We start from the raw sequence: 26,069 nt of genomic DNA, 5'->3' as shown, positions 1-26,069 counted from the left end.
CGTTGGGACGACATCGATAACATTTTAGGAATTAGCCACTTCTTTGACTCGATAGCGCTGGCTTATACAGCCTCCCGAAGAAACGCGCCCGCTCAGGCGGCGCTACTGCAAGAGAAGACGGGGCATGTCTCTCGCAAGTTGGGGGCTTAAAATGACAGCTCGTGCCTTGCTCGCGCCCTTAGGGGCGCTGAGGGTTTTGTTTGTCGGGTTAATTATTAGCGGTATTTTAGGAATGTCCGCCGCATGGGCGGATAACGGCACGGCATTGCCGCCGTCCAACCGCATCTCCATCAACCTGGGCGAAACGCCATGGCGCTTCCTGAAGGATAGCGACCCGGCCAACGCCATGGATCCCGCCTATAACGACACCCCCAGCAACCCCAATCCGAACGAGGTATGGACCTCGGTCGGCGTGCCCCATTCCCCCAGCGACAACGACACCTTCCTGAATCTGAAGTCCGGTGGCGGCCAGGGTCAGCTGACGGGCAACATCACCTGGTACCGCAAGCACTTCTCGCTGGATAACGCCTATAAGACGCGCAAGATCTTCGTGGAGTTCGAGGGCGCGCACATGGGCGCCCGCGTCTTCATCAACGGGCATTTCATCCCGGGCAACAGCCTGGTGAACCCCAACGCCACCCACGTCGTTGGCTTCGTGCCGTTTATCGTCGACATCACCGACTATGTGAAGTTCGACGGCGCCGACAACGTCCTGGCGGTCAAGGTGGCCCGGGGCGACACTTTCTTCACCAACCCCAACTTCTCCGGCGCCTTCCGCTTCGGCCAGGCCGACAGCGGGCTGTTCCGCCCGGTGTGGATGTACATCACCGACCGGGTGCACATCCCCCGCAACACCTACGCCGTGCTGAACACCTGGGGCACCTACGTCTCCACGCTCAGCGCCAGCGACGCGTCGGCCACCGTTCGGGTGCAGACCAACGTCGCCAATGAGTACGCCAACGCCCAGACGGTGACGCTGAACACCCAGATCGTGGACGCGGCCGGCAATGTGGTGGCGTCCGCCCAGGACACCAAGACGCTGGCCTCGGCGCCGCTGCCGGCCGTGCCGGCGCAGAACGCGCCCGAGACGGCCCCGCCGCCCGCCACCTTCGACCAGACGCTGACGGTGGACCACCCCACCCTCTGGTACCCGAACAACAGCCAGTGGGGCCGCCCCTACATGTACACGGTGGTGCACACCGTCAGCGTGGACGGCGTCGTGGTCGACGCCACCACCACGCCGCTGGGCATCCGCACCATCGCCTGGGACCAGAACTTCCCCATCATCAACGGCCACGCCCACTACCTGTGGGGTGCCTCGGGCCGCTACGACTACCCCGCCCTGGGATCGGCCGTGCCGGAGGAACAGCAGTGGCGCGACGTGGCCCTGCTGGCCAACGCCGGCGGCAGCCTGTACCGCCCGGGCCATTCCGCCCAGGGACCGGAGTTCCTGGCCGCCGCCGACGCCTTTGGCGTGATGATGGTCCAGCCCAGCGGCGATGGTGAGAACGGCTTCGCCCATCTGTGCCCGGGCGACACCTATGTCGGCAACTGCACCGCCTCCACCCTCGACATCGAGATGAAGAAGGAGGTGCACCGGGACATGATCGTGCACGACCGCAACAACCCGTCCGTGCTGGCGTGGGAGGCGGACAATGGCGTCACGGACACCGGCTTCGCCCGCGCCCTGAAGTCCCTGTCGGAAACCTGGGACCCGGTCCTGACCCGCGCCCAGTCCGACCGCACGCCCGACGCCGCCAACGGCGACATCCTGGGCTGCTCGGGCGACGGCTGCGATATCGGCGTGAAGCGCGACAACCCCAACGTTCCGGCCTGGGGCTCGGAATACTGGGACAACGGCGTCGGCCGCGACCTCTATGATTTCGAACTGCCCTTCGCCGCGCTATACATGAAGCAGTGGGTGCAGAGCGTGGCCATGAAGTCCTTCGGCATGGCCCACTGGTACCTGGCCGATACGCCCGGCGAGATCGTGACCCAGGTTGACGGCCCCGGCTCGCCCACCGGTTCCGCCAGCGGCCACACCCCGGAAAGCATCCGCGGCAACGGCGCCTCGATGATGGACGCCAACCGCATTCCCCGCCTGCTCTACTATATCTACCAGGCGGCCTGGACCCCGTACGACACCCGGCCGGTCGTGAAGCTGGCCTATCACTGGAACCGCATGGGCCAGGTGCGGGTCAACGCCTTCTCCAACTGCCCGTCCGTGCGCCTGCTGCTGAACGGCCAGCGCCAGGGCGGCGACATGACGCCCAACCCGCTGACCAGCGACGTCAGCCCGGACATGACCCAGAACACCACCCTGCTGCCCACGCAGGTGCATTGGGACGTGATGTGGGCCGCGGGCACCCTGACCGCCCAGTGCCTGGACACCAACGCCCGCGTGGTGCTGGACGCCGCCGGCAACCCCATCCAGGACACCCAGGTCACCGCCGGCACGCCGGACCACATCCGCCTGACCGTCACCCCTGAACTGGTTCGCCCCAGCGGCCAGCCCTTCGCCGTGCAGGCCAACGGCACCGACGCCGCCTTCATCACGGCGGAGGTGGTGGACGCCAACAATGTGCGCGTCCCCAACGTTTCCCCCACCCTGACCTTCGCGGTCAGCGGGCCCGGCACCTACCGCGGCGGCGCCGACCATTACGTCAACGACAGCCAGCCCGACGGCTATCACGCCCCGGGCGACCCCAACCTGACGGCAGAGGGCGGCGTTACCCGCATCGCCGTGCGTGCCCAGTTCACCCCCGGCACCGTGACGGTCACCGCCACAGCCCCCGGCCTGGGCGCCGGCACCGCCAGCTTCCAGACCGTGCCCACCACCGGGCCCAGCCTGGGCGCCAACGGCAACCTGTCCGTCCCGGCCACGCCGGCCGGCCAGCTGTCCATCGTCACCCCGCCGCAGGACCAGACCGTCACCGTCGGCCAGACGGCGACCTTCACGGTGCTGAGCGCGGGGGCGGCGCCCCTTAGCTATCAGTGGCAGCGGGGCGGCGTCGCCATCCCCGGCGCCACCAGCTACAGCTACACCACCCCCGCCACCAGCCTGGGCGACAACGGCGCCGCCTACAGCGTCATCGTCTCCAACGCTTCGGGCGCCAGCGTCACCTCCACGGCGGCCTTGCTGACCGTGGTGCCGCCCACCGTGCCCACCGTGCTGACCCAGCCCAAGGGGGCGACGGTCATCGCCGGCCAGAACGCCAGTTTCAGCGTCCAGGCCAACGGCTCGCCCGTGCTGAAGTACCAGTGGTTCAAGAACAAGACCGCCATCACCGGCGCCACGGGGGCGATCTACAACACGCCCGTGCTGACGCTGGACGACAACGGCGCCAGCTACACGGTGGTGGTCACCAACACGGCGGGCAGCGTCACCTCCGACGCCGCCGTCCTGACCGTGGGGGCCGCCACCCCGCCCACCATCCTGACCCCGCCCGCCAGCCAGGCGGTGCCGGTGAACCAGACGGTGGTGCTGTCGGTCCTGGCCTCGGGCACAGCGCCGCTGCATTACCAGTGGACGCATGACGGCGTGGCCGTCGGCCCCGACGCCGCCAACTTCGTCATCCCGTCGGTGCAGACGGGCGACGCCGGCGCCTACACGGTCACCGTCACCAACGTGGCGGGCACCATCACCTCCAAGCCCGCCGCCACCCTGTCGGTCAGCGGCAGCAACGGCACCAACCTGGCCCAGGGCAAGACGCCGCTGGAAAGCAGCGAGCAGAACGGCGGCCTGACCGCCAAGTACGCCTTCGACGGCAACGCCACCACCCGCTGGTCCTCCGCCCCGCAGATCGACCCGTCCTGGGTGGGCGTGGACTTGGGATCCCTCCAGACCTTCGATGAGGTTGTCCTGGTGTGGGAGAACGCCTACGCCACGGAATACCAAATCCAGGTTTCCAACGACGAGGGCGACAACAAGACCTGGACCACCGTGTACCCGGCGGACGGCAGCATGGCCGTGGGCCACGGCGGCACGGAAACCCTGGCCTTCCCCAGCACCACCGCCCGCTTCGTGCGCATGCTGGGCAACAAGCGCGCCACGGACTACGGCTACAGCCTGTTCGAGTTCCAGGTCTACGACGTGCCGCAATGCGGCACGGCAACGGAGCGCTATACCCTGCAGCCGGCCAAGTCGGGCCCCTACGTCTCGCCCATCGCCGGCATCCCCAACGGGCCTTTCGTGCCCACCGTGGTCGACAACGTCAGCGGCCTGACCTGGCAGCAGTACGTGACCACCTTCACCCAGGCCGGCGCCCAGTTCACCCGGCCGGTGGCCGAGCAGTACTGCGCCTCCGTAGGCATGCGCGTCCCCACCCAGGACGAGGCGCTGACCATCGCCGGCAACAACTACTCGGCCTGCGCCTTCCCCAACCCCTGGACCACCTGGACGGAAACCGACGTGGCGGGTGAGACCGACCGGTCCTACTTCGTCTCCTCGGCCGGCCAGTCGTCCTCGCAGATCACCGACAATTCGCCGGGCTGGGCCCTGTGCGTGGTGGGCAAGGCGCTGGCCGCCCCCACCATCACGGCGCAGCCGGCCAACCAGACGGCGCCGCTGGGTGGCACAGCCACCTTCACCGTCGGCGTCGGCGGCCCCGGCCCCTTCAGCTACCAGTGGCTGGAGAACGGCGCCCCCATCGGCATCACCACGGTTCCCACCTTCACCACCGCACCCCTGCAGGCGACCGATGACGGCGCGTCCTTCAGCGTCATCGTCAGCAACGGCGGCGGCAGCGCCACCAGCGCCACGGCCACCCTCACCCTGAACGGCACCGCCAGCGACGGTAACGGCAACACCGGTAACGGCGGCAACGGCAACACTGGCGGCAACGGGGGCGGCAATAACAATGGCGGGGGCAATAACGGCGGCGGCAACGCCGATCCGCTGGCGCCGCCCACCAAGTCCCCGGCATCGGACCTGGCCGCCGGCAAGAGGGCCACGGCCACCAGTGACCAGGGCGACGGCTATCCGGCGTCGGCCGCGGTGGACGGTGATCTCAACTCACGCTGGTCGTCCGGCTTCAGCGACACGGAATCGATCACGGTCGATCTCGGTGCCCTCCAGACCGTGGACCGCGTGGTCCTGCGCTGGGAAGCCGCCTACGGCGTCGGCTATCTGATCGAGGTGTCGACGGACAACAAGTCCTGGAAGACGGTGCACACCGAAACCCAGGGCAAGGGCGGGGTCGATGACATCCGCTTCGACGCCACCCAGGCGCAGTTCGTGCGGATGAGCGGCACCAAGCGCTCCAGCCAGTACGGCTACAGCCTGTTCGAGTTCGAGGTCTACAACACCGCCACCACGCCGCAGTACGCCCTGACCGCCACGGCCGGGGCCAACGGCACCATCCTGCCCGGCACGGTGTCGGTCCTGGCCGGTGCCACCCAGACCTTCACCTTCCAGCCGGCCAACGGCTTCGCCGCCACCGGCGTGACGGCGGACGGCCAGAGCGTGGGCCAGGTGGCCAGCTACACCTTCACCAACATCCAGGCCACCCACACCGTGGCCGCCACGTTCAGCGTCTCCTCGGCGGCGCTAGACCTGGCCTTGCACCAGCCTGCCACCTCCAGCGAGTTGGAGAACACGGGCTACCCCGCCGGCAACGCAGTCGATGGCGACCCCAACACCCGCTGGTCGTCCGCCGTCGGGCCCACCGCCTGGCTGCAGGTGGATTTGGGCACGCCCAAGGCCTTCAACCGCGTGGTGCTGAGCTGGGAGAACGCCTACGCCGTGGGCTACCAGGTCCAGGTGTCCAACGTGGGCGGCGCCGATGACCAGAACTGGACCACGGTCCATCCCGAAACCAACGGCAAGGGCGGGATCGAGGACATCACCTTCACCGAGGTGACCGCCCAGTATGTGCGCCTGAAACTGACCCAGCGGTCCGGCCCCTATGGCTACAGCCTCTGGTCCTTCCAGGTGTACGACATGCCGACCCCCCCGACGCTGACGGCCCAGCCCGCCAACGTCACGGTGACGGCCGGCCAGACCGCGCAGTTCACCGTGGCCGCCACCGGCACCGCCCCGTTCACCTACCAGTGGTACGTGAACGGCACGCTGGCGGCGACCACCGACGCCCCCTTGTTCACCACCAAGACCCTGACCACCGCCGACAGTGGCACCGCGGTGTCCGTGGTCGTCAGCAACGTGGCCGGCACCGTCACCAGCGCCAGCGCCACGGTGACGGTGACTGCCCCACCCCAGACGGGCACGGGGTCGGGCGGCACGGGGAATGGGAACACCGGGAACGGTGACACGGGCACCGGCGGTACGCCGCCGGTCTCCACCAACGCCAACCTGGCCCTGGGCGTCACCATGACGGCCAGCGGCACGGAGAATGACGGCTACCCCGCCGGCAACGCCGCCGACGGCAGCACCAACTCGCGCTTCTCCTCCAACTTCGACGACCAGGCCTGGCTGCAGGCCGACCTGGGCGCCGTGCGGGCGCTGAACCGCGTGGTCCTGCGGTGGGAAAACGCCTATGGCGTGGGCTACGTGATCCAGACGTCCACGGACGGCAAGTCCTGGAACGACGCCTACACCCAGACCAACGGCAAGGGTGGGGACGAGGATCTGTCCTTCCCCACCGTGAATGCCCGTTATGTCCGCCTGCAGGGGGTGAAGCGCTCCTCCGGTTACGGCTACAGCCTGTTTGAGTTCGAGGTGTACAACACCGCCAGCACGCCCCGCTTCACCGTCACGGCGACGGCGGGCGACAACGGCGCCATCACCCCGGCCGGCGCCACCCAGGTGCTGCAGGGGGCCGACCCGCACTACACCTTCACCGCGGCCGACGGCTTCGTCGTCACCAAGGTGGCGGTGGACGGGCAGGATATCGGCCCTCAGGCCGGCTACACCTTCGCCAACGTCCTTGGGCCGCACAGCCTCGCCGTCACCTTCGGCCCGGCCTCGGCCGGCGTGGACCTGGCGGCCGGCAAGGCGGCCACGGCCAGCGGGACGGAGAATGACGGCTACCCGGCCGGCAACGCGGTGGACGGCAACCCCAACACCCGCTGGTCTTCCGCCTTCGTCGATCCGTCGTGGATCGCCATCGACCTGGGATCCCCCCAGACCTTCAACCGCGTGGTCCTGAACTGGGAGAACGCGCACGGCATCGCCTACCTGATCCAGGTGTCCAACGTGGACGGCACCGACGACAAGGACTGGACCACCGTCTACACCCAGGCCGCCGGCAAGGGCGGGGTGGAGGATCTGGGCTTCACCTCCGTGACCGCCCGCTACGTCCGCCTGCTGGGCACGCAGCGGTCCAGCCCCTACGGCTACAGCCTGTTCAGCTTCCAGGTGTTCAACAACCAGGCGGACCAGGCGCCCACCATCACCAGCCAGCCGCAAAACCAGACCGTGGGCCTGGGCCAGAGCGCCAGCTTCTCGGTCACGGTCAGCGGCACCGGTCCCTTCAGCTACCAGTGGCAGCGCAACGGGGCCGACATCGCCGGTGCCATCAGCGCCAGCTACAACACGCCGGCCACCACCAGCGCCGACAACAACACCCAGTACACCGTCGTCGTGACGGGTCCGCAGGGTACGAAGGTGACCAGCACCCCCGCCATCCTGACGGTAAACGCCAACGGCCTGCCCTACACGGTCTTCCCCGGCTTCGTCGGTGTCGACCTGCAGAACAACACCCACGGTACCTACAGCGACGACCAGGTGTACGTGGCCGTCATCGGCCGCGACCCGGCCACGGGGCAGTTCGCCTGGCTGAAGCCGGACGGCACCCTGACGGCCGCCAGCGCCGCCGACAATGACGGCGCCGGCCACCTGACCAAGAACGGCCAGAACTACAGCAACTACTTCTTCACCCTGGCCCAAGCCAAGCAGCTGAAGTTGCCCAAGATGGACAGCGGGCGCGTGTTCATCGCCCTGGGTGAGCCGCTGTACATCAAGATCCTGATGGATGCGAACAACCAGGTCGGTTACGCGGGGCCCAATCCGCTGAACGGCACGGACCCCAACATCAACGTCTATTACGACTGGTACGAGTTCACCTACAACGCGTCCGGGCTGTGGATCAACACCACCCAGGTGGACCAGTTCGGCCTGCCGCTGCTGGTGGACGTCTACGGCGCCAACAACACCTTCCACAAGCAGACCGGCATCAACCAGAGCCGTGCCGCGCTGTACGACGCCTATATCGCGGAGACGCCGGCGGCCTTCCATTCCGCCCCGCTGTCGCCCTACCGCATCATGGCGCCCTACAACGGCACCTTCGACGTGGGCCAGGCCAACGCCACCTACTTCGACGGCTACGTCGACCAGATCTGGGCCTACTACGCCACCAACACCCTGACCATCGACATGTGGGGCGGCGCCCGCCGCTTTGTCGGTCAGGTCCAAGGGGGCCAGGTCCAGGGCGGCCAGATGGTGTTCAGCGAGGTCGACCTGAAGAACGGCGCCTACGTCGGCGGCAGCTACATCGTGAACAAGCCGACGACGCAGGACGTGCTGCGCGGGGCCGGGGCCCTGCACACCGGCAACGACACCGAACTGGCGCTGGAGGCCCAGCTGTGCGCGGCCTTCAACCGCCACATCATGGACAACGCCGGCGCCTGGGCCACGCCGTCCGTCTGGTACAGCGCGGCGCCGGCCAACTTCTACGCCAAGTTCTGGCACGACCACAGCGTCGGCGGCCTGGCCTACGGCTTCGCCTACGACGACGTGTCGGACCAGAGCTCCACCATCACCACCGACAAGCCGGAGCACGCGGTGTTCGGCATCGGCTGGTGATGGCGGCAACGTCAAGCAACTGAAAGGACGGCGGCGCCTGAAAGGGCGTCGCCGCTTCTTCGCATTTCAGGGCCAGTGATTTAGGGGGCGAGGATGAGGGGATTTGAGAACAGGGCGCGCGAGCGGGGCTTCACCCTGCTGGAACTGCTGGTCGTGGTGCTGATCATCGGCCTGCTGGCCTCGTACGTGGGCCCCAAGTACTTCTCTCAGGTATCGAAGTCCGAGGTGACGACGGCCAAGGCGCAGATCGAGGCCTATGCCAAGGCCGTGGACAATTTCCGCCTGGACGTGGGCCGCTTCCCCACGACGGAGGAAGGGCTGGCGGCCCTGATGATCCGCCCGGCCACCGACGGCGACAAGTGGAACGGCCCCTACCTGCGCAAGGACGTGATTCCGGATCCCTGGGGCCACCCCTACCTTTATCGCTCCCCCGGGGAGAAGGGCGAGTTCGCCATCACCTCCTACGGACGCGACGGCCAGCCGGGCGGCAGCGGCCCCGACGCCGACCTCAGCAACGAGTAGGCGGCCAGGCGGGGATCATTTCGAATGCGGTATGAGGTCCGGGCACTGTCGCCCGATCACCTGATGACCCAGCTGGTCCTGGATGCCCAGGATGAGGACGACGCGCGCCGCCAGGCGGCGACGCGCGGCCTGGCCGTGGCCGAGGTGCGGCCGGCCAAGGGCCTGCGGATGCCTGGCACCCTTGGGGGGGCCACCGCCCGCCAGTGGTCCTTGGTGCTGTTCAGCCAGGAGCTGTTGGCCCTGCTGCGCGCCGGCCTGTCCATCGTCGAGGGGCTGGAGGCGCTGCTGGAGAAGGAGGCGAACGAGACCGCGCGCGCCATCCTGCAGCGCCTGCTGGCCGGCCTGCGTGACGGCAAGCGCCTGTCGGTCGTGCTGGCGGAACAGCCGGCGCACTTTCCGCCCCTCTATGTGGGCATCGTCCGCGCGGCGGAGGGAACCAGCGACCTGCCCCGCTCGCTCGCCCGCTATCTCGACTATCGCCAGCGGGTGGACGGCGTGCGCGGCAAGGTGGTCAGCGCCGCGATCTATCCCTGCATCCTCGCCGTGGTGGGCGGAGCCGTGTCCTTCTTCCTGGTGGGCTATGTCGTTCCCAGCTTCGCCCAGATCTACCAGGGCACCGGCCGTTCCCTGCCCTTCCTGTCGCGCATGCTGATGGATTGGGGCCGCTTCGCCGGGGCGCATTCCGCATCGCTGGCGGCCGGCATCGTCGCCCTGGCCGCCCTGCTCGCCCTCGGTGTCCGGCACACCGTCCGGCGCGGCGGCGTGGGCCGGCTGCTGGCCGTCATCCCCGGCATGGCGGCGCGGGTGCGGATTTACGAGCTGTCGCGCCTCTACCTCACCATGGGCATGCTGCTGGAGGGCGGCATCACCGTGGTCGCGGCCATGGCCTCCATCCAGGGCATGATGTCGGCCGACGTGGCCGCCCGCCTGCGGCTGGCCAGCGACGCCGTGCAGGCCGGCACCCCCCTGTCCGATGCCTTTGAGGCCCAGGGACTGGCCACGCCCATCTCGCTACGCATGCTGCGCGTGGGGGAACGCTCGGGCGAGCTGGGCGCCATGCTCACCCGCTCCGCCGAATTCTACGACGGGGAGATCGGGCGCTGGATCGACCGCTTCACCCGCGTCTTCGAACCGCTGCTCATGGCCGCCATCGGCATCATCGTCGGCGCCATCGTCGTGCTGCTCTACATGCCCATCTTCGACCTGGCGGACAGCCTGCAATGAGCCAAGACGCCCCCATTCTGTCCTTGGATGACGAGACCCTGCTGCGCCAAGCGCGGCAGGCGGCCCTGCGTAGCCGGCGCGGCACCCTGGCGGAGTTCAACGCCCTGGCCGGCGGGGAACCGCGCCAGCGCCTGCACCGCCTGGGCCGGGTGCTGGACCTGCCCGTGCTGGAGACGGCGGCCATGCTGGTCCTGACGCCGGCCCTGGACCTGGTGCCCCTGCCCCGTGCCATGCAGCGCCATTGCGCCCTGCTGCGCGCCGAGGGCGGTGGACTGCTGGCGGCCGTCCCCGATCCTTTCGACGCCGACCTGCTGACCTGGCTGGAAACCCAGGCGGGGGGGGCGGTAGGGGTGGCCCTGGCACTGCCGGCCGACATCCACGCCTATCTGTCCAAGCTGGAAGAGTCCGTGCGCGCTATGGACAGCGTGGTCCAGGCCGGCGACGGCGACCGCCGCGACGGCCGCACCGCCGCCATCCTGTCATTCGCCAGCGTCAGCGAAGCCGCCAGCCCGGCAGTGAAGCTGGTCAACTCCACCCTCTACGACGCGCTGAAGGCCGGCGCGTCGGACATCCACATGGAAAGCACGGCCACCGGCCTGGCCATCAAGTACCGCGTCGATGGCGTGCTGGACCGAGGCACGGCGATCAATGGCACCGAAACGGCGGAGCAGGTCATCAGCCGCCTGAAGGTTCTGGCCGAGTTGGACATCGCCGAACGGCGGGTACCGCAGGACGGCAGCTTTCGGGTGGAGGCGGCGGGCCGTGAGATCGACCTGCGCGTCTCCATCATGCCCAGCATCCATGGCGAGGACGCGGTCATCCGCATCCTGGACAAGCGCGCCATGATGGCGGCCTACGGCGCGCTGAGCCTGGAAACGCTGGGCTTCGACGCCGCCTCGCTGGCCATCCTGCGGGATCTGGCGGAGGAACCGCACGGCATGCTGCTGGTCACCGGCCCCACCGGTTCGGGCAAGACCACGACGCTGTACGCCGCGCTGACGGAAATCCACAACGGGCGCGACAAGATCATCACCATCGAGGACCCGGTGGAATACCAGCTGCCGGGCATCCTCCAGATCCCGGTGAACGAGCGTAAGGGCCTGACCTTCGCCAAGGGCCTGCGCAGCATCCTGCGGCACGACCCCGACAAGATCATGGTGGGCGAGATCCGCGACCGGGAAACGGCGGAGATCGCGGTGCAGTCGGCCCTGACCGGCCATCTGGTGCTGACCACCGTGCACGCCAACAGCGTGTTCGACGTCTTCGGCCGCTTCACCCACATGGGCATCGATCCTTACGCCTTCGTCTCCGCCCTCAACGGCATATGGGCCCAACGCCTGATCCGCATGAACTGCCCCCACTGCGCCGCCGACTACGTGCCCGAGGATGGGGAGTTGCAGCGCCTGGGCCTGACGGGGGAGGCCATCGCCGGCTTCCGCTTCCGCCGCGGCCTGGGCTGTGGTGATTGCCGGGGCACAGGCTACAAGGGCCGCCGCGCCATCGCCGAAATCCTGACGCTGACGGATGAGCTGCGCGAGATGGTGGTGGAGAAAAGCCCCATACGCCTGATCAAGGACACGGCCTACCGCAACGGCACCCGCAGCCTGCGCGACGTGGCCATGGCCCTGGCGCGGGAGGGCGGCACCACCCTGGCCGAGGTCAAGCGGGTAACCCAGCATGCGTAAGCCCACCCTCCCCTCCCTCACCCGTTTCCTCGGCGGCCGGCTGGAGCTGACGCTGACCCGCGCCAGCCTGTCGCTGGCCCTGCGGCGCACGCCTTGGAAGTCCCCCGTTTCCCTGGTGGAGCTGCCGTTGGCCGGCACCTTTCATCCGGACATGCTGGCTCCCGCCCTGGCGGCAGGCCACCTTGCCCACCTGCCACTGGCGGTCACGCTGGGCGACGACCTGGTGCGGCTGTTCATGGTGGCGCCGCCGGGCAACGCGCGCGGCCTGGGTGATATCCGTGCCGTGGCGGCACTGCGCTTCCAGCGCCTCTACGGCGAGGATATCGCCGCGTGGCGCCTGACCTTCGACGCGGCGGTGGATCAACCCTTCCTGGCCTGCGCCATGCCCCAGGCGCTGCACACCGCCCTGCTGGACCTGGCCCGAACGCACCGCTTGGCGCTGACCGCCGTCACCCCGCGCTTCGTCACCGCCTGGAATGCCGAACACCGGCGGCTGGATGGCGCCTGGCTGGGCGTGGCGCAGGCGGGGGCGATCATCACCCTGGGCTGTGTGGACGTTCCGCCTGGCGGGGGTGCCGCCGGTTTGATGGCGGTGCATCGCCTGGCCCTGCCTCCGGGGGTGGACGCGCGCTGGCTGCGCGATCAGCTCCGCACCGTGGCGCTGCGCCATGGCCTGGCGGACCCGGTGGCCGTCAAGCTGGTGGGGCGACCCCTTCCCGGACTGGCCGCCCCCATCGCGGGCACACCCACGCTCAGCTGGCAGGTACCAGCGGCACGGCCCACGGCCGCCCAGGCGTTCTCCTATCTCTTCGGTTGGGGGCAGCGCGCGGGATGAGACGGCAGAGCATCAACTTCGCCCCTCACAGCTACACCCGGCTGAAGCAGGAAACCCCCACCGCCGCCAAGGTGCTGGGCGTCGTCGGCCTGGGCCTGTGCCTCTTGGCGGCACTGGAGGCGCGGGACCGGCTGGACCGCCTGGCGGCCCTGGACCGGGCCGTCGCCCAAGCCGAAGGCGATCTGGCGGCGCGCGCGCGCGGCCGGGCCCCGGTGGCCGACATCCCCATTCCCAAGGCGCAGGCCACGGCGGTGAACGCCGCCGTGCGGCAGCTGAACCTGCCCTGGCGCGCCGTGCTGGACGCGGTGGAGGCCGGCACCCCAAAGACAATCGCCCTGCTGGCGCTGGAGCCCGACGCCCGACGCGGCCTGATCCGTATCGAGGCGGAAGCGGCGGACGGTGAAGCCATGCTGGCCTATGTGAAGCAGTTGAAGCAGCAGCCCCTGCTGGCCGGCGCCGTGCTGCAGAAGCACCGGACGGAGGAAAGTCAGGCGCGCCGCCCCCTGCGCTTCCAGATTGAGGCGGGGATTGCCGCCGGGGATCTCACCGGGGGCACGCCATGAGCCTCCTGTCGGCCTCCGCCCCCACCCTGCTGCTGCGTGCCCGCCTGGCCCTGGGCCGCGCCGGCTGGACTAGCCTGCTGGCCGGAGCCTTGTTCATCGCGGGCGCCGCCGCCTTCCTCATCGGCTTGCCCGCCCTCCAGGCGCGGGTGGACGCCCGTCAGGCCGACTTGGCGCAGGTGACGGCCCGCGCGGCCCGGGCCGCGCGGCAGCCCCAGCCAGCTGCTGCCCCCCCGCCGCGGGCGCAACGCAACCTGCAGGCCTTCTACGACGCGTTGGGCGATGTGCGCTATATCGACCAGGACGTGGCCGTCGTCCTGGATGAGGCCGACCGCCAGGGCCTGACCATCGCCAAGGCGGACTACAAGCTGAGCTATGACAAGGCCGGCCTCTACCACGTCTACACCATGCAGATGCCCGTTACCGGCAGCTACGCCGCCATCCGCGCCTTCTGCCAGCAGGTGCTGCTGTCCCTGCCCTATGCCGCCCTGGAGGAGATCAGCGTCAAGCGCGCCGCCATCGGCGACGCGACGGTGGAGGCGCGATTGCGCCTGGCGCTGTACCTCGACGGTCCGGCGGACTACGCGCCGGGCAAGGCGGTAGACGGGGGTGCGCGATGAAGGCGCGCCAGGCCCTGATGCTGGCGGCCCTGGCCGCGTCCGCTGGCCTCGCCATCTTCGGCGACCGCACGCCCGGCGGCGGCGAGACGGTGGAGCCGGCGCCGCGCCCGCAGCCCGCGGCTGCCCCCAAGTCGGCCGCCGCCCCCGCCAAGCACAAGCACGCCCCCACCATCCTGGCCCTGCTGCCCCGTGAGGAGCTGGTGGGACCGCGCGATGAGGATAGGCCGGCGTCCACCCTGTTCGCAGCACAGACCCTGGACCGCGCGCCAACGGCGGGGGCGGCCCAAGCGCCCGTGGCGGCGGCGTCCGGCACGCCGGGCCTGCCCTTCACCTACCTGGGCAAGAAGTATGAGAACGCGGCCTGGGAGGTGTACCTGGCCATCGGGGACCAGACCTACTTCGTGCGCGAGGGCACGGTCATCGACCAGAAATACGCGGTCAACCAGATCCGGCCGCCGGTGCTGACGATGACCTACCTACCAACCAAGCAACAGCAGACGATGACGATCGGCGGGGAAGAGTGATGGGGGTTGTGAGGGGGTGGCGGTCCGCCGCGCGCAAGGGGGTTTCCCTGCTGCTCAGCGTCGCGCTGACGGCCTGCGCGGGCCATTCCGCCTATCAGGACGGCGTGAACCTGGTGGCCGAGGGCAAGATGGACGACGGCCTGGCCAAGCTGCAGGAGGCCTATCGCCAGGATCCGCGCGACGTGCAGGTGCGCACCGCCTATCTGCAGACGCGGGAACGGGCCCTGACCACGGATGTGGAGCGGGCGGACAAGCTGGCCGCTGCCGGCTCGTATGACGAGGCGCGGGCCCTGTACCGCCACGCCCTGGGCCTGAATGCCAATTACGAGCGTGCGCAGGACGGCTTGGCGGCGCTGGAGGCACGCGCCCGGCAGGCCGGGTGGATGAACGAGGCCGACGCCCTGCTGTCGCGCGGCCAGGTGGACGCCGCCAGCCAGAAGCTGGCCCGCGTGCTGACGGAAGCGCCGGCCGACCCGCGCGCCCTGGCGCTGAAGCATGCCATCGACACCCGCCTGGCGGCCCGCACGCCCCAGGCGCGGCTGGCCCAGGTCTACCGCAAGCCCATCACCATCGAGTTCAAGGACGTCAGCCTGAAGCAGGTGTTCGAGGTGATCGCCCACACCTCGGGCCTGAACTTCCTGTTCGACAAGGATGTGAAGACGGACCAGCGCACCTCCATCTTCCTGAAGAACAGCACCATCGAGGCGGCGGTGCGGCTGGTGCTGCTGACCAACCAGCTTGAACAGCAGGTGCTGGACGGCAACACGGTCCTGATCTACCCCAACACCCAGGCCAAGCAGAAAGACTATCAGGAGCTGAGCGTCCGCACCTTCTACCTGGCCAACGCCGAGGCCAAGACCATCGCCAACACCCTGAAGACCATCATCAAGGTGCGCGACATCGCGGTGGACGAAAAGCTGAACATGGTCATCGTGCGCGACACGCCCGAGGCCATCCGCATGGCGGAAAAGCTGGTGGCGGTGGAGGACGTGCCGGATCCCGAGGTCATGCTGGACGTGGAGGTGCTGGAGATCCAGCGCAGCAAGCTGCAGAACTTCGGCATCCAATGGCCGGCCTCCGCCAGTTTCCAGCCCTCCCCCCTAGGCAGCCTGACGACGGGCGGCGACAGCTCCTCCAGCGGTTCGTCGGCCGGAAGCAGCGGCAGTGCGAGCACCAGTTCCGCCGTGTCGCTCTATGATCTGACGCACCAGACCACACGCAACATCGGCGTCAGCGTGGGCAGCGCCACGGCCAACGCCAACCTGCAGGACTCCGACGCGCGACTGCTGACCAACCCGCGCATCCGCGTGCGCAACCATGAGAAGGCCAAGATCCTGATCGGGCAACGGCTGCCCAACATCACCTCCACCGCCACCTCGACCGGATTCCTGTCCCAGTCGGTGAACTACATCGACGTGGGCCTGACCCTGAATGTGGAACCCACGATCTACCTGGATGACAACGTCGGCATCAAGCTGACGCTGGAGGTCAGCAGCATCATCCGCCAGGTGACGACGCAGACCGGCACCAGCGCGTACGAGATCGGCACCCGCACGGCCAGCACGGCCCTGCGCCTGAAGAACGGGGAAACCGACGTGCTGGCCGGCCTGATCGACAGCCAGGAACGCACCTCGGGCAACAAACTGCCGGGCCTGGGCGACGTGCCCGTGCTGGGCCGCCTGTTCGGCGCCACGACGGACGACGACCAGAAGACGGAAATCGTCCTGTCCATCACCCCGCATCTCGTGCGCAACCTGCAACGCCCCGACGTGAACGACGCCATGTTCAACGCCGGCACCGAGACCAGCATGCACACCGCCCTGCCCGGTTCCGGCGGCGGCAGCGTTTCCACCAGTTCCACCGTCACCACCACCGTGGCACCGGTATCGCCCATGCCACCGGCCGCCCCCAACGCCACCGGCGGCACCGGGTCGTCGTCCACCACCGGCGGCGGCACGGGTGCGGTGAACGACCTGGGCCTCGGCCTCAGCCAGAACGGCGTGGGCGGCACCGCCGGCGGGGCGGAGGAAGGGGCGGTGGGCGCCGTGCCCGGGGCCGGCACCGCCCAGCTGCAACTGCAGGGCACCAACCAGGCGGCGGTGGGCGGCACCGTCACCGTGAACCTGCTGGCGCAGGCCACGCAGGGGGTCACCAGCTTCCCCGTCACCCTGGGCTTCGACGCCGCCAGGCTGCAGGTCACCAACATCGCGGAAGGGCCGTTCCTGAAGCAGAGCGGCGCCAGCACCAGCTTCTCCAGCCGCCTGGGCAACGGCCAGGTCATCATCGCCGACAGCAGCACCGGGGGGGCCGGCGTCACCAGCCAGGGCGTCCTGGCCACGGTGACATTCAAGGCGCTGGCCACCGGGTCCACCAATGTCCAGGTGGCCTCCGCCTCCCCCATCGGGGTGGACGGCGTGCCCATCACCTTGCTGTCGCCCAGCCCCTACACCGTGCAGATCGCCGCCAAATGACGGGACAATGCACCTCAGAGGCAGGGTTCACACTGGTGGAGCTGCTGGTCACCCTGGCCATCGTCGGCCTGCTGGCCACGCTGGTCCTGCCGGTGGCCCAGGTGGCGACCCAGCGCACGCAGGAGACGGAGCTGCGCCGCGCCCTGCGCGACATCCGCACGGCCATCGACGCCTATCACCGCGCCAGCGACGACGGCCGCATCGCCAAGGACGCCGGGACCACCGGCTATCCGCCCGACCTGGACGTGCTGGTGACGGGGGTGGAGGACCAGAAGGACCCGGAGAAGCACAAGATCTATTTCCTGCGCCGGGTGCCGCGCAACCCGCTGGCCAGCGAGCCCGACCTGGCCGATGCCGCCACCTGGGCCAAGCGCAGCTATGCCAGCGAACCCGACGACCCGCAGGAGGGCGACGATGTCTATGACGTCTACGCCGCCAGCCCCCGCGTCGGCCTGAACGGCGTCCCCTACAACAAATGGTGAGGGCCATGACGCGACGCGCGGCGAAGAAACGGGCCGCCGGCTTCACGCTGGTGGAGCTGCTGGTGGTCATGGCCATCATCGGCATGCTGCTGAGCCTAGCCTTGCCCCGCTACTACCATGCCATCGACACATCAAAGGAGCGGGTGCTGGCGGAAAACCTGCGCGTCACCCGCGACGCCATCGACAAGTTCTACGGCGACACCGGCCGCTATCCCGAGGCCTTGGACGAACTGGTGCAGAAGCACTACCTGCGCGCCCTGCCTTTCGATCCGGTGGCCGACAGCGACAGCGCCTGGATCATCGTCCCGCCGGAGGAGCAGTTCACCGGCAACGTCTACGACATCAAAAGCGGGGCGTCGGGTACCAGCCATGACGGCAAGGCCTTCGGGGACATGTGATGCGGGACCGCCGTGACGCCATCCGTCCCGATGAAGCGGGCTTCACCTACCTCGGCCTGCTGATCATCCTGGCCATCATCGGGGTGGTGGCCGCAGCCAGCCTGCAGGCCGGCGCCCTGATGCAACGGCGCACGGCCGAGGAAACCTTGCTCGACATCGGATCGGACTTCCGCACCGCCTTGCGCAGCTATGCCGACAGCACCCCCGCCGGCCTGCCCCGCTGGCCCCGCACCTTGCAGGATCTGGTGCGCGACCCGCGCTATCCCGGTGTGCGCCGTTACCTGCGGAGGGTGCCGCCCGACCCCTTGGGCGGCGACCAGCCCTGGGGCCTGGTCATGAGCCCGGACGGTGCCGGCATCATCGGCATCTACAGCCGGGCGCCGGGGCATCCCATCAAGCAGGACAATTTCCTGGCGGCCTACCAGGACTTCCGCAACCGCGACAGCTATGCCGACTGGGTCTTCACCCAGGCGCCGGCCCGCAATTCCCAGTTGCCCTCGCGCCCCATTCCCCTGGGCCCGGGCGCATCACCGCCACCCAGTCCCAGCGCCGGCGCCGGCCCCTCCGGCACCCGCTGATCCCCTCCCCAGTCCAGGACCAGAAGCCCGTGCGAACCGCCCTTTCCGCCCTGATCACATCCTGCCTGCTGCTGGCCGGCACCGCCGCCCAGGCCGGGCAACAGGCCACTCGTCAGCCGGATGATCTCGACACCCGCATCCACGCCTATCTCCTGGCCCACCCCGAAGTGCTGACGGAAATGCAGCAGGCCCTGGCAGCCAAACAGGCGGCGGAGCGGGATGCCCAGACCCGCGCGACCCTGGCGGCCAACCACGACGCCCTGCTGGCCGACGCCGGAGACACGATCCTGGGCAACCCCAAGGGCGATGTTACCATCGTGGAATTCTTCGATGACGAATGCCCCTACTGCAAGATGATGGCGCCGACGCTGGAGGCGGTGGTGAAGACCGATCCCGGCGTGCGCGTGGTGCTGAAGGAACTGGCCGTCCTGGGCCCCGGCTCGGAAATCGCGGCACGCTACGCCCTTGCGGCCCAGCAGCAGGGCAAATACCTGGTGCTGCACGCCGCCCTGATGGCGGACAAGACGCCGGAACACCAGCTGACCGAGGCGCGCGTGAAGGAAATCGCCGCCGGCGTCGGCCTGGACACCGCCCGGCTGGAGCGCGACGGCCAGTCGGCGGACATCGTCGTCCGGCTGCAGCGCACCCGCGCCCTGGCCCAAACCATCGGCATCCGGGGCACGCCTGGCCTGGTGATCGGCGACACCGTGCATTCCGGCGCCATGACGCCCGACGCCCTGGTCAAGGCCATCGCCGCCGCGCGGGCCGCCAAGGCGCCCTGACCAGGAGACCGCGACGGGCTGTCAGTGCAGCCAGCCCGCGTCCTGCCCGTGGCGGATTTCCGCAGGGCGGACCAGGGCCGCCGAAACCACTGTCACCCGATGGATGCGGCCGTCCAGCCGAGCCTCCCAAAAATCGAGGAACTGGCGGAGTTGCGGGAAACGGGGCGCCTGGTCCAGTTCCTGCCATAGGTAGGCTTGCAGCAAGCCGGGATGGTCCGGCATGCGATAGATGATCTCAGCCGTGGTCAGGCGCCAGCCCAAAAGTTGCTTTTCCAAGTCCGTCATGACGTCCTTCCAACCAGGGTGCGGAGGATGGAATTCTGCCATCACCGGAGTGCCACGCGTCAATATTTATCTAATCTCTCCATATAGTTAGCAGCCGACGGCAGTGGCTGCTGCCATCAGTCCCCCTCCATGGGCTTGCGGGGGTCGTATTCGGCCGGCCGCCAGGTCCGCAGGAAGGATTCCAGCGCCGGGTCCGGCGATGGCGGTAAGGCCAGGCGCACGGTCACGTATTGGTCACCCCGAGCACCCGCTGAGGATATACCGCGTCCCTTCAACCGCAGCCGGGTGCCGTCGTTGGCCCCCTTGGGGATGGTCATCAGGACGGAACCGTCGATAGTTGGAACCCGCACCTTGGCACCGAAAACCGCCTCGTGCAGCGTGACGGGCAGGTCCAGGTACACATCGTCCCGCTCGCGCCTGAACCATGGATGGGGCCGCACCGACACCGTGACCAGCGCGTCGCCAGCAGGTCCGCCGGCGGTACCCGGGGCGCCCCGGCCGCGCAGCCGGACCTTGCCCCCCTCTTCGAGCCCTGGCGGCAAGTCCACGTCCAGCCGCGTCCCGTCGGGCAGGGTCATACGATGGCGGCCGCCTTTCGCCGCCTCAACGAAATCCACGGTGATGCTGACTGATATGTCCTTGCCTTTGCGCGGACCGGCGCCGGCCCGGAAACTGCCGCCGCCGAACATGTCGGCGATAATGTCCTCAAAGCCGCCCGTCCCGCCGGCGTTGGACGTGAACTGGAAGCCGCCGCCGGGCGCGCCGGCATAGTGGCGCCGTGCATGGGCCTGAGGCCGCTCATTGCCGTCGGCGTCGATTTCGCCGCGGTCGAAGCGGGCCCGCTTGGTGGCATCCGACAGCAGATCATAGGCGGCGGTGATCTCCTTGAACGTGCGCTCCGCGTCGGGGCGGTTCTGATTGAGATCGGGATGATGGGCTTTGGCGAGCTTGCGGTACGCCCGGCGGATTTCCTCGGTCGAGGCGGTCCGCGATACGCCCAGGATGTCATAGGGATTGCTCACGAGCGATACCGGTTCAAACAGCCAGTCCTTCGCGGCACCGGCAACGGCAAGGTGAAGTGCTGATATCGGGCCGGTGATACGCCGCCGGCGCGAAGGCCGGCGGCGGCTCCCTTCATCTTCGGCCTCAGGCGGCTTGCTTTTCGCCGGCTTGATGCTCTTCCAGGCGCGGATTGGCGCCGCCGGACAGGATTTCGATGCGCTGGGGCTTCATGGCCTCCGGCAACTCGCGCTTCAGATCAATGGTCAGCAGGCCGTTTTCCAGCGAGGCGCGATCAACGAAAACGAAATCCGCCAGTTCGAAACGGCGCTCGAACGACCGGGCCGACAGGCCATGGTGCAGATACTGCGCCTTTTCCTCAGCGGCTTTGCGACCCTGGACGACGAGCAGGTTGGGATGGGCGGTCAGGGCCAGTTCGTCGGCGGACCAGCCCGCGAGGGCCACAACGATGCGGTAGGCGTTCTCACCGGTTTTCAGGATGTCGGACGGGGGATAGCTGTCCGCCGGTGTGGTGGTGGACAGATGTTCCAGCACCGTGGCCAGACGGTCGAAGCCAACGCCGGAACGAAACAGGGGCGAAAAATCAAAAGCGCTCATAGCCATGTCCTCCATTGAGCAACGAGGTACGAGCGGCCCCGGGACCCACCCGGGAGCCGGTTCGGGCCGGATCCGCAATCGGCATCCGGCACCTGCGAATATAGAGAATGCTGGCAATATATCAATAATAAATTTGATATAGGCAGATCTTTTGGCGATCATTCTTGGAAAACAACAGTAACCACGGCGGCAATCGCCGCCGTGGTTAAGTATACCTAGGCTATCATGTTATGACTTGATCAGTCGAAATCCGCCGGCGCCGGGGTGGCGGGCTTCTTCTCCGGAAGCTGCGCGACCATGGCCTCTGTGGTGATCAGCAGGCCGGCGACGGAGGCCGCGTCCTGCAGGGCGGTCCGCACCACCTTGGCCGGATCGATGATGCCGGCGGCCACCAGGTCGCGGTACTGCCCGGCCTGGGCGTCGAAGCCCCAGTTGTAGTCCGGGTTGTCGGTGACTTTGCCGACGACCACCGACCCGTCGTAGCCGGCGTTGGCCGCGATCTGACGCACCGGTGCCTGCAGGGCCTTGCGGATGATGTCCACACCCATGCGCTGGTCGTCGTTGGCCGGCTTCAGTCCCTCCAGGGCCTTCACCGCGCGGGCCAAGGCCACGCCGCCGCCCGGCAGGATGCCTTCCTCCACCGCCGCGCGGGTGGCGTGCATGGCGTCATCGACGCGGTCCTTGCGCTCCTTCACGTCGACCTCGGTGGCACCGCCCACGCGGATGACGGCGACGCCACCAGCCAGCTTCGCCAGGCGCTCCTGCAGCTTCTCACGGTCGTAGTCCGAGGTGGTCTCCTCGATCTGCGCCCGGATCTGGGCGCACCGCGCCTGGATGGCATCCTTGGCGCCCGCCCCCTCGACGATGGTGGTGTTGTCCTTGCCGATGACCACCTTCTTCGCCCGGCCCAGCATGTCGATGGTGACGGTGTCGAGCTTGATGCCCAGGTCTTCGGAGATGACTTGGCCGCTGGTGAGGATGGCGATATCCTCCAGCATGGCCTTGCGGCGGTCGCCGAAGCCCGGCGCCTTCACCGCCGCCACGCGCAGGCCGCCGCGCAGCTTGTTCACCACCAGGGTGGCCAGCGCCTCGCCCTCGACATCCTCGGAAATAATCAGCAGCGGCCGGCCGCTCTGCACCACCCGCTCCAGCACCGGCAGCAGGGCTTGCAGGCCGGACAGCTTCTTCTCGTGGATGAGGATGTAGGGGTCCTCCAGTTCCACGGTCATCTTGTCGGCGTTTGTGACGAAATAGGGCGAGACATAGCCCCGGTCGAACTGCATGCCCTCGACGATGTCCAGTTCGGTGTCGAAGCTCTTGGCCTCCTCCACCGTGATCACGCCCTCATGGCCCACCTTCTCCATGGCCTTGGCGATCATCTCGCCGATCTCGGCCTCACCGTTGGCCGAGATGGTGCCGACCTGGGCGATCTCCGCGTTGGTGGTGATCTTCTTGGCCTTGCCCTTCAGCTCGGCCACGACGGCCTCCACGGCCAAATCGACGCCGCGCCGCAGGTCCATGGGGTTCATGCCGGCGGCCACGGCCTTGGCGCCCTCGCGTACGATCGCCTGGGCCAGCACGGTGGCGGTGGTGGTGCCGTCACCCGCCAGGTCGTTCTGCTTGGACGCCACCTCGCGCAGCATCTGCGCGCCCATGTTCTCGAACTTGTCGGCCAGCTCGATTTCCTTGGCGACGGTCACGCCGTCCTTGGTGATGCGGGGCGCGCCGAAGCTCTTCTCGATGACGACGTTGCGACCCTTGGGACCCAGCGTGACCTTGACAGCGTCCGCCAGGATGTCGACGCCCCGCAGCAGGCGCGCGCGGGCATCGGCCGAGAACTTCACGTCCTTGGCTGCCATTTCCTTCTCCCGTGATGATGTACTGCCTCAGGCGGCCTTGCGGGCCGCGCTGGTGTCGATGACGCCGAGGATGTCACTCTCCTTCATGATCAGGAGATCCTCGCCGTCGATCTTGACCTCGGTGCCGGACCATTTGCCGAACAGCACGCGGTCGCCGACCCGGACATTCAGGTCGATGACATGGCCCTGTTCGTCCCGGGTGCCGGGACCGACGGCGAGCACCACGCCCTCCTGGGGCTTTTCCTTGGCGGTATCGGGGATGATGATGCCGCCAGCGGTCTTCTGCTCGCTGTCAACGCGGCGCACGACGACGCGGTCGTGCAAGGGGCGGAATCGCATGGGGGTCACTCCTCATTACAAGCGAATGCCATGGATTTCTAAGGCGGCCCGCCCTTCTGGGCCGGGCCGCGGCAAAAATTTATTCAGTCCGGAATCCGTGTCAAGAGGGGTGGCCCAGGGACTAGGCCAAAAATTTCCGGCCCCGGTTCCACGGCCCCAATGGACCGTCGCGGTGGCCGGCCAAGGACGGCAACCCCGGTAACCAATGGGCGTCGTGCCCCCGATCAGACGCTCAGCCAGTTGGTTACCTATGCCTTGGGTATAGGCGCCGCCGTTTTGAACATTCCCCACACCTCACACCACCTTTCAATTATGCATACATTTGTACTTATTTGAAATTAAATTGGTTACCTTTGAGAGATAACGCTGATCATGCGGCCAATATTTGCGCGAATCGCCCTCAACTAAAGCTGATGAATTCTGACATTTTCGCTGTGAACTTCCCATTTTAAAGCCGAAATCACAAATTATCACATATTGTCGCAAATGTTCATTCTTCCAACATTCACTCTTTATTAAGTGCAGGGCTATTGACTATCGTCGTTTTTGTGCGCCATTGTCGCTTCACCCTCAAAAGCAATATATCCGAAAGTAGCTGATCCTCCAGCCTTGCCCCCTTTCGCCTGAGCCGTTGCCGCCCGCCGGTCTCATCCAGGTTCGACACCCTGGGGGCCGGGTTTTCCGTTGTTTGCCGCCGCCATCCCGTCCGCCGTCGCTTAAGCCCCAAGGTACCCCTGGAAATGACCAAGACCGCCCAGCCCCCCCTGTCGCCCTACGCGCGCATGGCCCACAAGCGGGCGGTCCCGGGACGTGGCCGACGTGCTCTGAGAGCGGCGGCCCTGACCACGGCGGCCTTGTTCATCACCCTGCCGGCGCTGGCGCAGCAGGCTCAGCCGCCGCGATTGCCGTCCGGCGCCGAACCGGGTCGCGAGGCGCCCCGGCCGGTCATGCCCACGCCTGGCGCACCCGGCGGGGCCATCACCGTGCCCAAGGCCACGGCGGCCCAGGCACCGCAGGGGGCAGAGCAGTACAGCTTTGCGCTGAAGGGGGTCGCGATCGAAGGCGCTACCGCTTTCCCGGCCGATGAACTGGCGGCCTTCTACGCCAGCCTGGTGGGCAAGACGGTCACCGTGGCCGACATGTTCAAGGTCGCCAACGACATCGAGGTGCGCTACCGCGAGGCCGGCTATATCACCAGCCGCGTCGTGGTGCCGGAGCAGACCATCGAGGACGGCCGCTTCCGCATCCAGGTCATCGAGGGCTTCGTCGCCGATATCCGGTTCGACGACGACATCGGCCCGGCCCGCGCGGCCGTGGCCCGCCTGCTGGAGCCCCTGCGCGGCGTTACCCCCATCAGCGTGGGCGAGATCGAGCGGCGCCTGCTGCTGGCCGACGATCTGCCCGGCCTGACGGTGCGCGCCAGCCTGGAGCCGTCGCCCACCATCCTGGGCGCCTCCATCATCGTGGTGAAGTCGGAGCGCAAGGCGGTCGATGCCTCGCTGGCCTTCGACAACCGCAACACGCCCTATGTCGGCGCCTTTGAATGGGTGGGTTCCGTCTCGGTCAACAGCTTCGGCGAACATGCCGACCGCCTGACCCTGACCAGCAAGGTGTCCACCCCCTTCCGCCGCGAATGGTTCGTCCAGGGCGGCTACCAGGGCATGTTCAGCAGCGACGGGCTGACGGCCGGCCTGACCTCCAGCTTCTCCCGCGCCAGCCCGGGGCAGGAGCTGGACCAGCTGAACGTCCACAGCCGCGTGGCGTCCGAGACGGGCACCGTCACCTATCCCATCATCCGCTCGCGCCTGGAAAACCTGCGCGCCTTCGGGGAATTCGAGTACCGCGACATCCGCACCACGCTGGGCGCTGACCTGTTCAACCAGGACCACCTTCGCATCTTCCGCGCCGGCGTCAGCTACGACAAGACCGACACCTGGGACGGCATCACCGCCGTGCGCGGCACCGTGCACCAGGGCCTGGACATCCTGAACGCGACACCGCGCAAGTCCGACTACGCCTCGCGCCTGGGCGGCAACGCCGACTTCACCAAGTTCACGGTGGACGTGACCCGCGTGCAGCAACTGCCGGCCAACTTCAGCCTCCTTGCCACGGCCACGGCGCAAATGTCGCTGGCGCCCCTGCTGGCCAGCGAGGAGATGGCGCTGGGTGGCCCCAACTTCGGCCGCGCCTATGACGAGGGCGAGATCTCCGGCGACAACGGCTGGGCCGGCTCGCTGGAGCTGCGCTACACGCCCGTGGTGCCCGAGCTGTTCCCCGAAGGGATGCAGTTCTACGCCGTGTTCGACGGCGGCCGGGTGTGGAGCCTGTCCAACTACCGCCCCACGGGTCGCGTCACCGTGGCGTCGGTGGGCGGCGGTGTCCGCATCAACATGGCCAAAGAGCTGTTCACGACCCTCGAGGTCGACCAGCCGCTGGACCGCCAGGTCCAAACCCAGGGCGGAAAGCCGACCCGGGTCTTCTTCAGCATCACGGCGCACTACTGAGATCGGAACGGGGAAATCCAATC

Annotated in this window: 19 protein-coding genes; 14 read left to right on the top strand and 5 right to left on the bottom strand. The window is 68.0% G+C overall.

The genetic code is table 11. The annotated features are described in order from the left end of the window. Positions 1-232 precede the first annotated feature (232 nt). The 13 genes from FBZ88_RS06475 to FBZ88_RS06405 all read left to right on the top strand — a co-directional run bounded on the left by FBZ88_RS06475 (position 233) and on the right by FBZ88_RS06405 (position 19,442). The gene (locus FBZ88_RS06475) at positions 233-8,761 is read left to right on the top strand and encodes a discoidin domain-containing protein (protein ID WP_211102554.1); all 8,529 of its coding nucleotides are present in this window, start codon (positions 233-235) and stop codon (positions 8,759-8,761) included. A 93-nt stretch (positions 8,762-8,854) separates the two neighbouring features. Next, a complete protein-coding gene (gspG, locus tag FBZ88_RS06460) occupies positions 8,855-9,283 on the top strand; it encodes a type II secretion system major pseudopilin GspG (RefSeq protein WP_145615948.1) in 429 nt (142 codons plus the stop codon). Positions 9,284-9,307: 24 nt separating this feature from the next. Beyond that, on the top strand, positions 9,308-10,507 hold the full coding sequence (locus FBZ88_RS06455) for a type II secretion system F family protein (RefSeq protein WP_145615947.1): 1,200 nt from the start codon (positions 9,308-9,310) through the stop codon (positions 10,505-10,507). Further along, a complete protein-coding gene (locus FBZ88_RS06450; protein ID WP_145615946.1) occupies positions 10,504-12,192 on the top strand; it encodes a GspE/PulE family protein in 1,689 nt (562 codons plus the stop codon). Before FBZ88_RS06455 ends, FBZ88_RS06450 begins: the two co-directional genes overlap by 4 nt. Continuing rightward, complete coding sequence (locus tag FBZ88_RS31275; protein ID WP_145615945.1) at positions 12,185-13,027, top strand: hypothetical protein; 843 nt, start codon at positions 12,185-12,187, stop codon at positions 13,025-13,027. The genes FBZ88_RS06450 and FBZ88_RS31275 overlap by 8 nt, the downstream gene beginning before the upstream one ends. Then, the gene (locus FBZ88_RS06440) at positions 13,024-13,590 is read left to right on the top strand and encodes a hypothetical protein (RefSeq protein WP_145615944.1); all 567 of its coding nucleotides are present in this window, start codon (positions 13,024-13,026) and stop codon (positions 13,588-13,590) included. Before FBZ88_RS31275 ends, FBZ88_RS06440 begins: the two co-directional genes overlap by 4 nt. After that, positions 13,587-14,207 (top strand): hypothetical protein, encoded by a 621-nt coding sequence (locus FBZ88_RS06435; protein ID WP_145615943.1) that lies wholly within the window; start codon positions 13,587-13,589, stop codon positions 14,205-14,207. The genes FBZ88_RS06440 and FBZ88_RS06435 overlap by 4 nt, the downstream gene beginning before the upstream one ends. After that, entirely contained in the window at positions 14,204-14,731 is a 528-nt protein-coding gene (locus tag FBZ88_RS06430) for a hypothetical protein (protein ID WP_145615942.1), read from the top strand. Before FBZ88_RS06435 ends, FBZ88_RS06430 begins: the two co-directional genes overlap by 4 nt. After that, positions 14,731-17,202, top strand: a complete 2,472-nt coding sequence (locus tag FBZ88_RS06425) for a secretin N-terminal domain-containing protein (RefSeq protein WP_246138532.1) — start codon at positions 14,731-14,733, stop codon at positions 17,200-17,202. Before FBZ88_RS06430 ends, FBZ88_RS06425 begins: the two co-directional genes overlap by 1 nt. Then, complete coding sequence (locus FBZ88_RS06420) at positions 17,199-17,684, top strand: type II secretion system protein (RefSeq protein ID WP_145615941.1); 486 nt, start codon at positions 17,199-17,201, stop codon at positions 17,682-17,684. Before FBZ88_RS06425 ends, FBZ88_RS06420 begins: the two co-directional genes overlap by 4 nt. A 5-nt stretch (positions 17,685-17,689) precedes the next feature. Beyond that, complete coding sequence (locus tag FBZ88_RS06415; RefSeq protein WP_211102553.1) at positions 17,690-18,082, top strand: type II secretion system protein; 393 nt, start codon at positions 17,690-17,692, stop codon at positions 18,080-18,082. Then, positions 18,082-18,660, top strand: a complete 579-nt coding sequence (locus tag FBZ88_RS06410; protein WP_186464237.1) for a type II secretion system protein — start codon at positions 18,082-18,084, stop codon at positions 18,658-18,660. Before FBZ88_RS06415 ends, FBZ88_RS06410 begins: the two co-directional genes overlap by 1 nt. A 29-nt stretch (positions 18,661-18,689) precedes the next feature. Beyond that, positions 18,690-19,442, top strand: a complete 753-nt coding sequence (locus FBZ88_RS06405) for a DsbA family protein (RefSeq protein ID WP_145615939.1) — start codon at positions 18,690-18,692, stop codon at positions 19,440-19,442. A 21-nt stretch (positions 19,443-19,463) separates the two neighbouring features. On the opposite strand, the gene FBZ88_RS06400 is transcribed toward FBZ88_RS06405, so the two are convergent. From FBZ88_RS06400 to groES, 5 genes are all read right to left on the bottom strand, one after another. Next, positions 19,464-19,727, bottom strand: coding sequence for an usg protein (locus FBZ88_RS06400; protein WP_040844215.1), 264 nt, complete (start codon positions 19,725-19,727; stop codon positions 19,464-19,466). 116 nt (positions 19,728-19,843) lie between these two features. After that, on the bottom strand, positions 19,844-20,749 hold the full coding sequence (locus tag FBZ88_RS06395; RefSeq protein WP_145615938.1) for a DnaJ C-terminal domain-containing protein: 906 nt from the start codon (positions 20,747-20,749) through the stop codon (positions 19,844-19,846). A 124-nt stretch (positions 20,750-20,873) separates the two neighbouring features. Beyond that, positions 20,874-21,344: an Hsp20 family protein gene (locus FBZ88_RS06390; protein WP_211102552.1), complete on the bottom strand. Its 471-nt coding sequence runs from the start codon at positions 21,342-21,344 to the stop codon at positions 20,874-20,876. 239 nt (positions 21,345-21,583) lie between these two features. Further along, a complete protein-coding gene (gene groL, locus FBZ88_RS06385; RefSeq protein ID WP_145615936.1) occupies positions 21,584-23,203 on the bottom strand; it encodes a chaperonin GroEL in 1,620 nt (539 codons plus the stop codon). Positions 23,204-23,230: 27 nt separating this feature from the next. Continuing rightward, on the bottom strand, positions 23,231-23,542 hold the full coding sequence (gene groES, locus FBZ88_RS06380; RefSeq protein WP_145615935.1) for a co-chaperone GroES: 312 nt from the start codon (positions 23,540-23,542) through the stop codon (positions 23,231-23,233). 740 nt (positions 23,543-24,282) lie between these two features. Here groES and FBZ88_RS06375 point away from each other — a divergent pair. Continuing rightward, on the top strand, positions 24,283-26,046 hold the full coding sequence (locus FBZ88_RS06375; RefSeq protein ID WP_246138531.1) for a ShlB/FhaC/HecB family hemolysin secretion/activation protein: 1,764 nt from the start codon (positions 24,283-24,285) through the stop codon (positions 26,044-26,046). The last annotated feature ends 23 nt before the right edge of the window (positions 26,047-26,069 follow it).

Source organism: Nitrospirillum bahiense, assembly GCF_007828025.1.
Taxonomy (GTDB): Bacteria; Pseudomonadota; Alphaproteobacteria; order Azospirillales; family Azospirillaceae; genus Nitrospirillum; species Nitrospirillum amazonense.
This window is presented reverse-complemented; position numbering and strand designations above follow the sequence as displayed.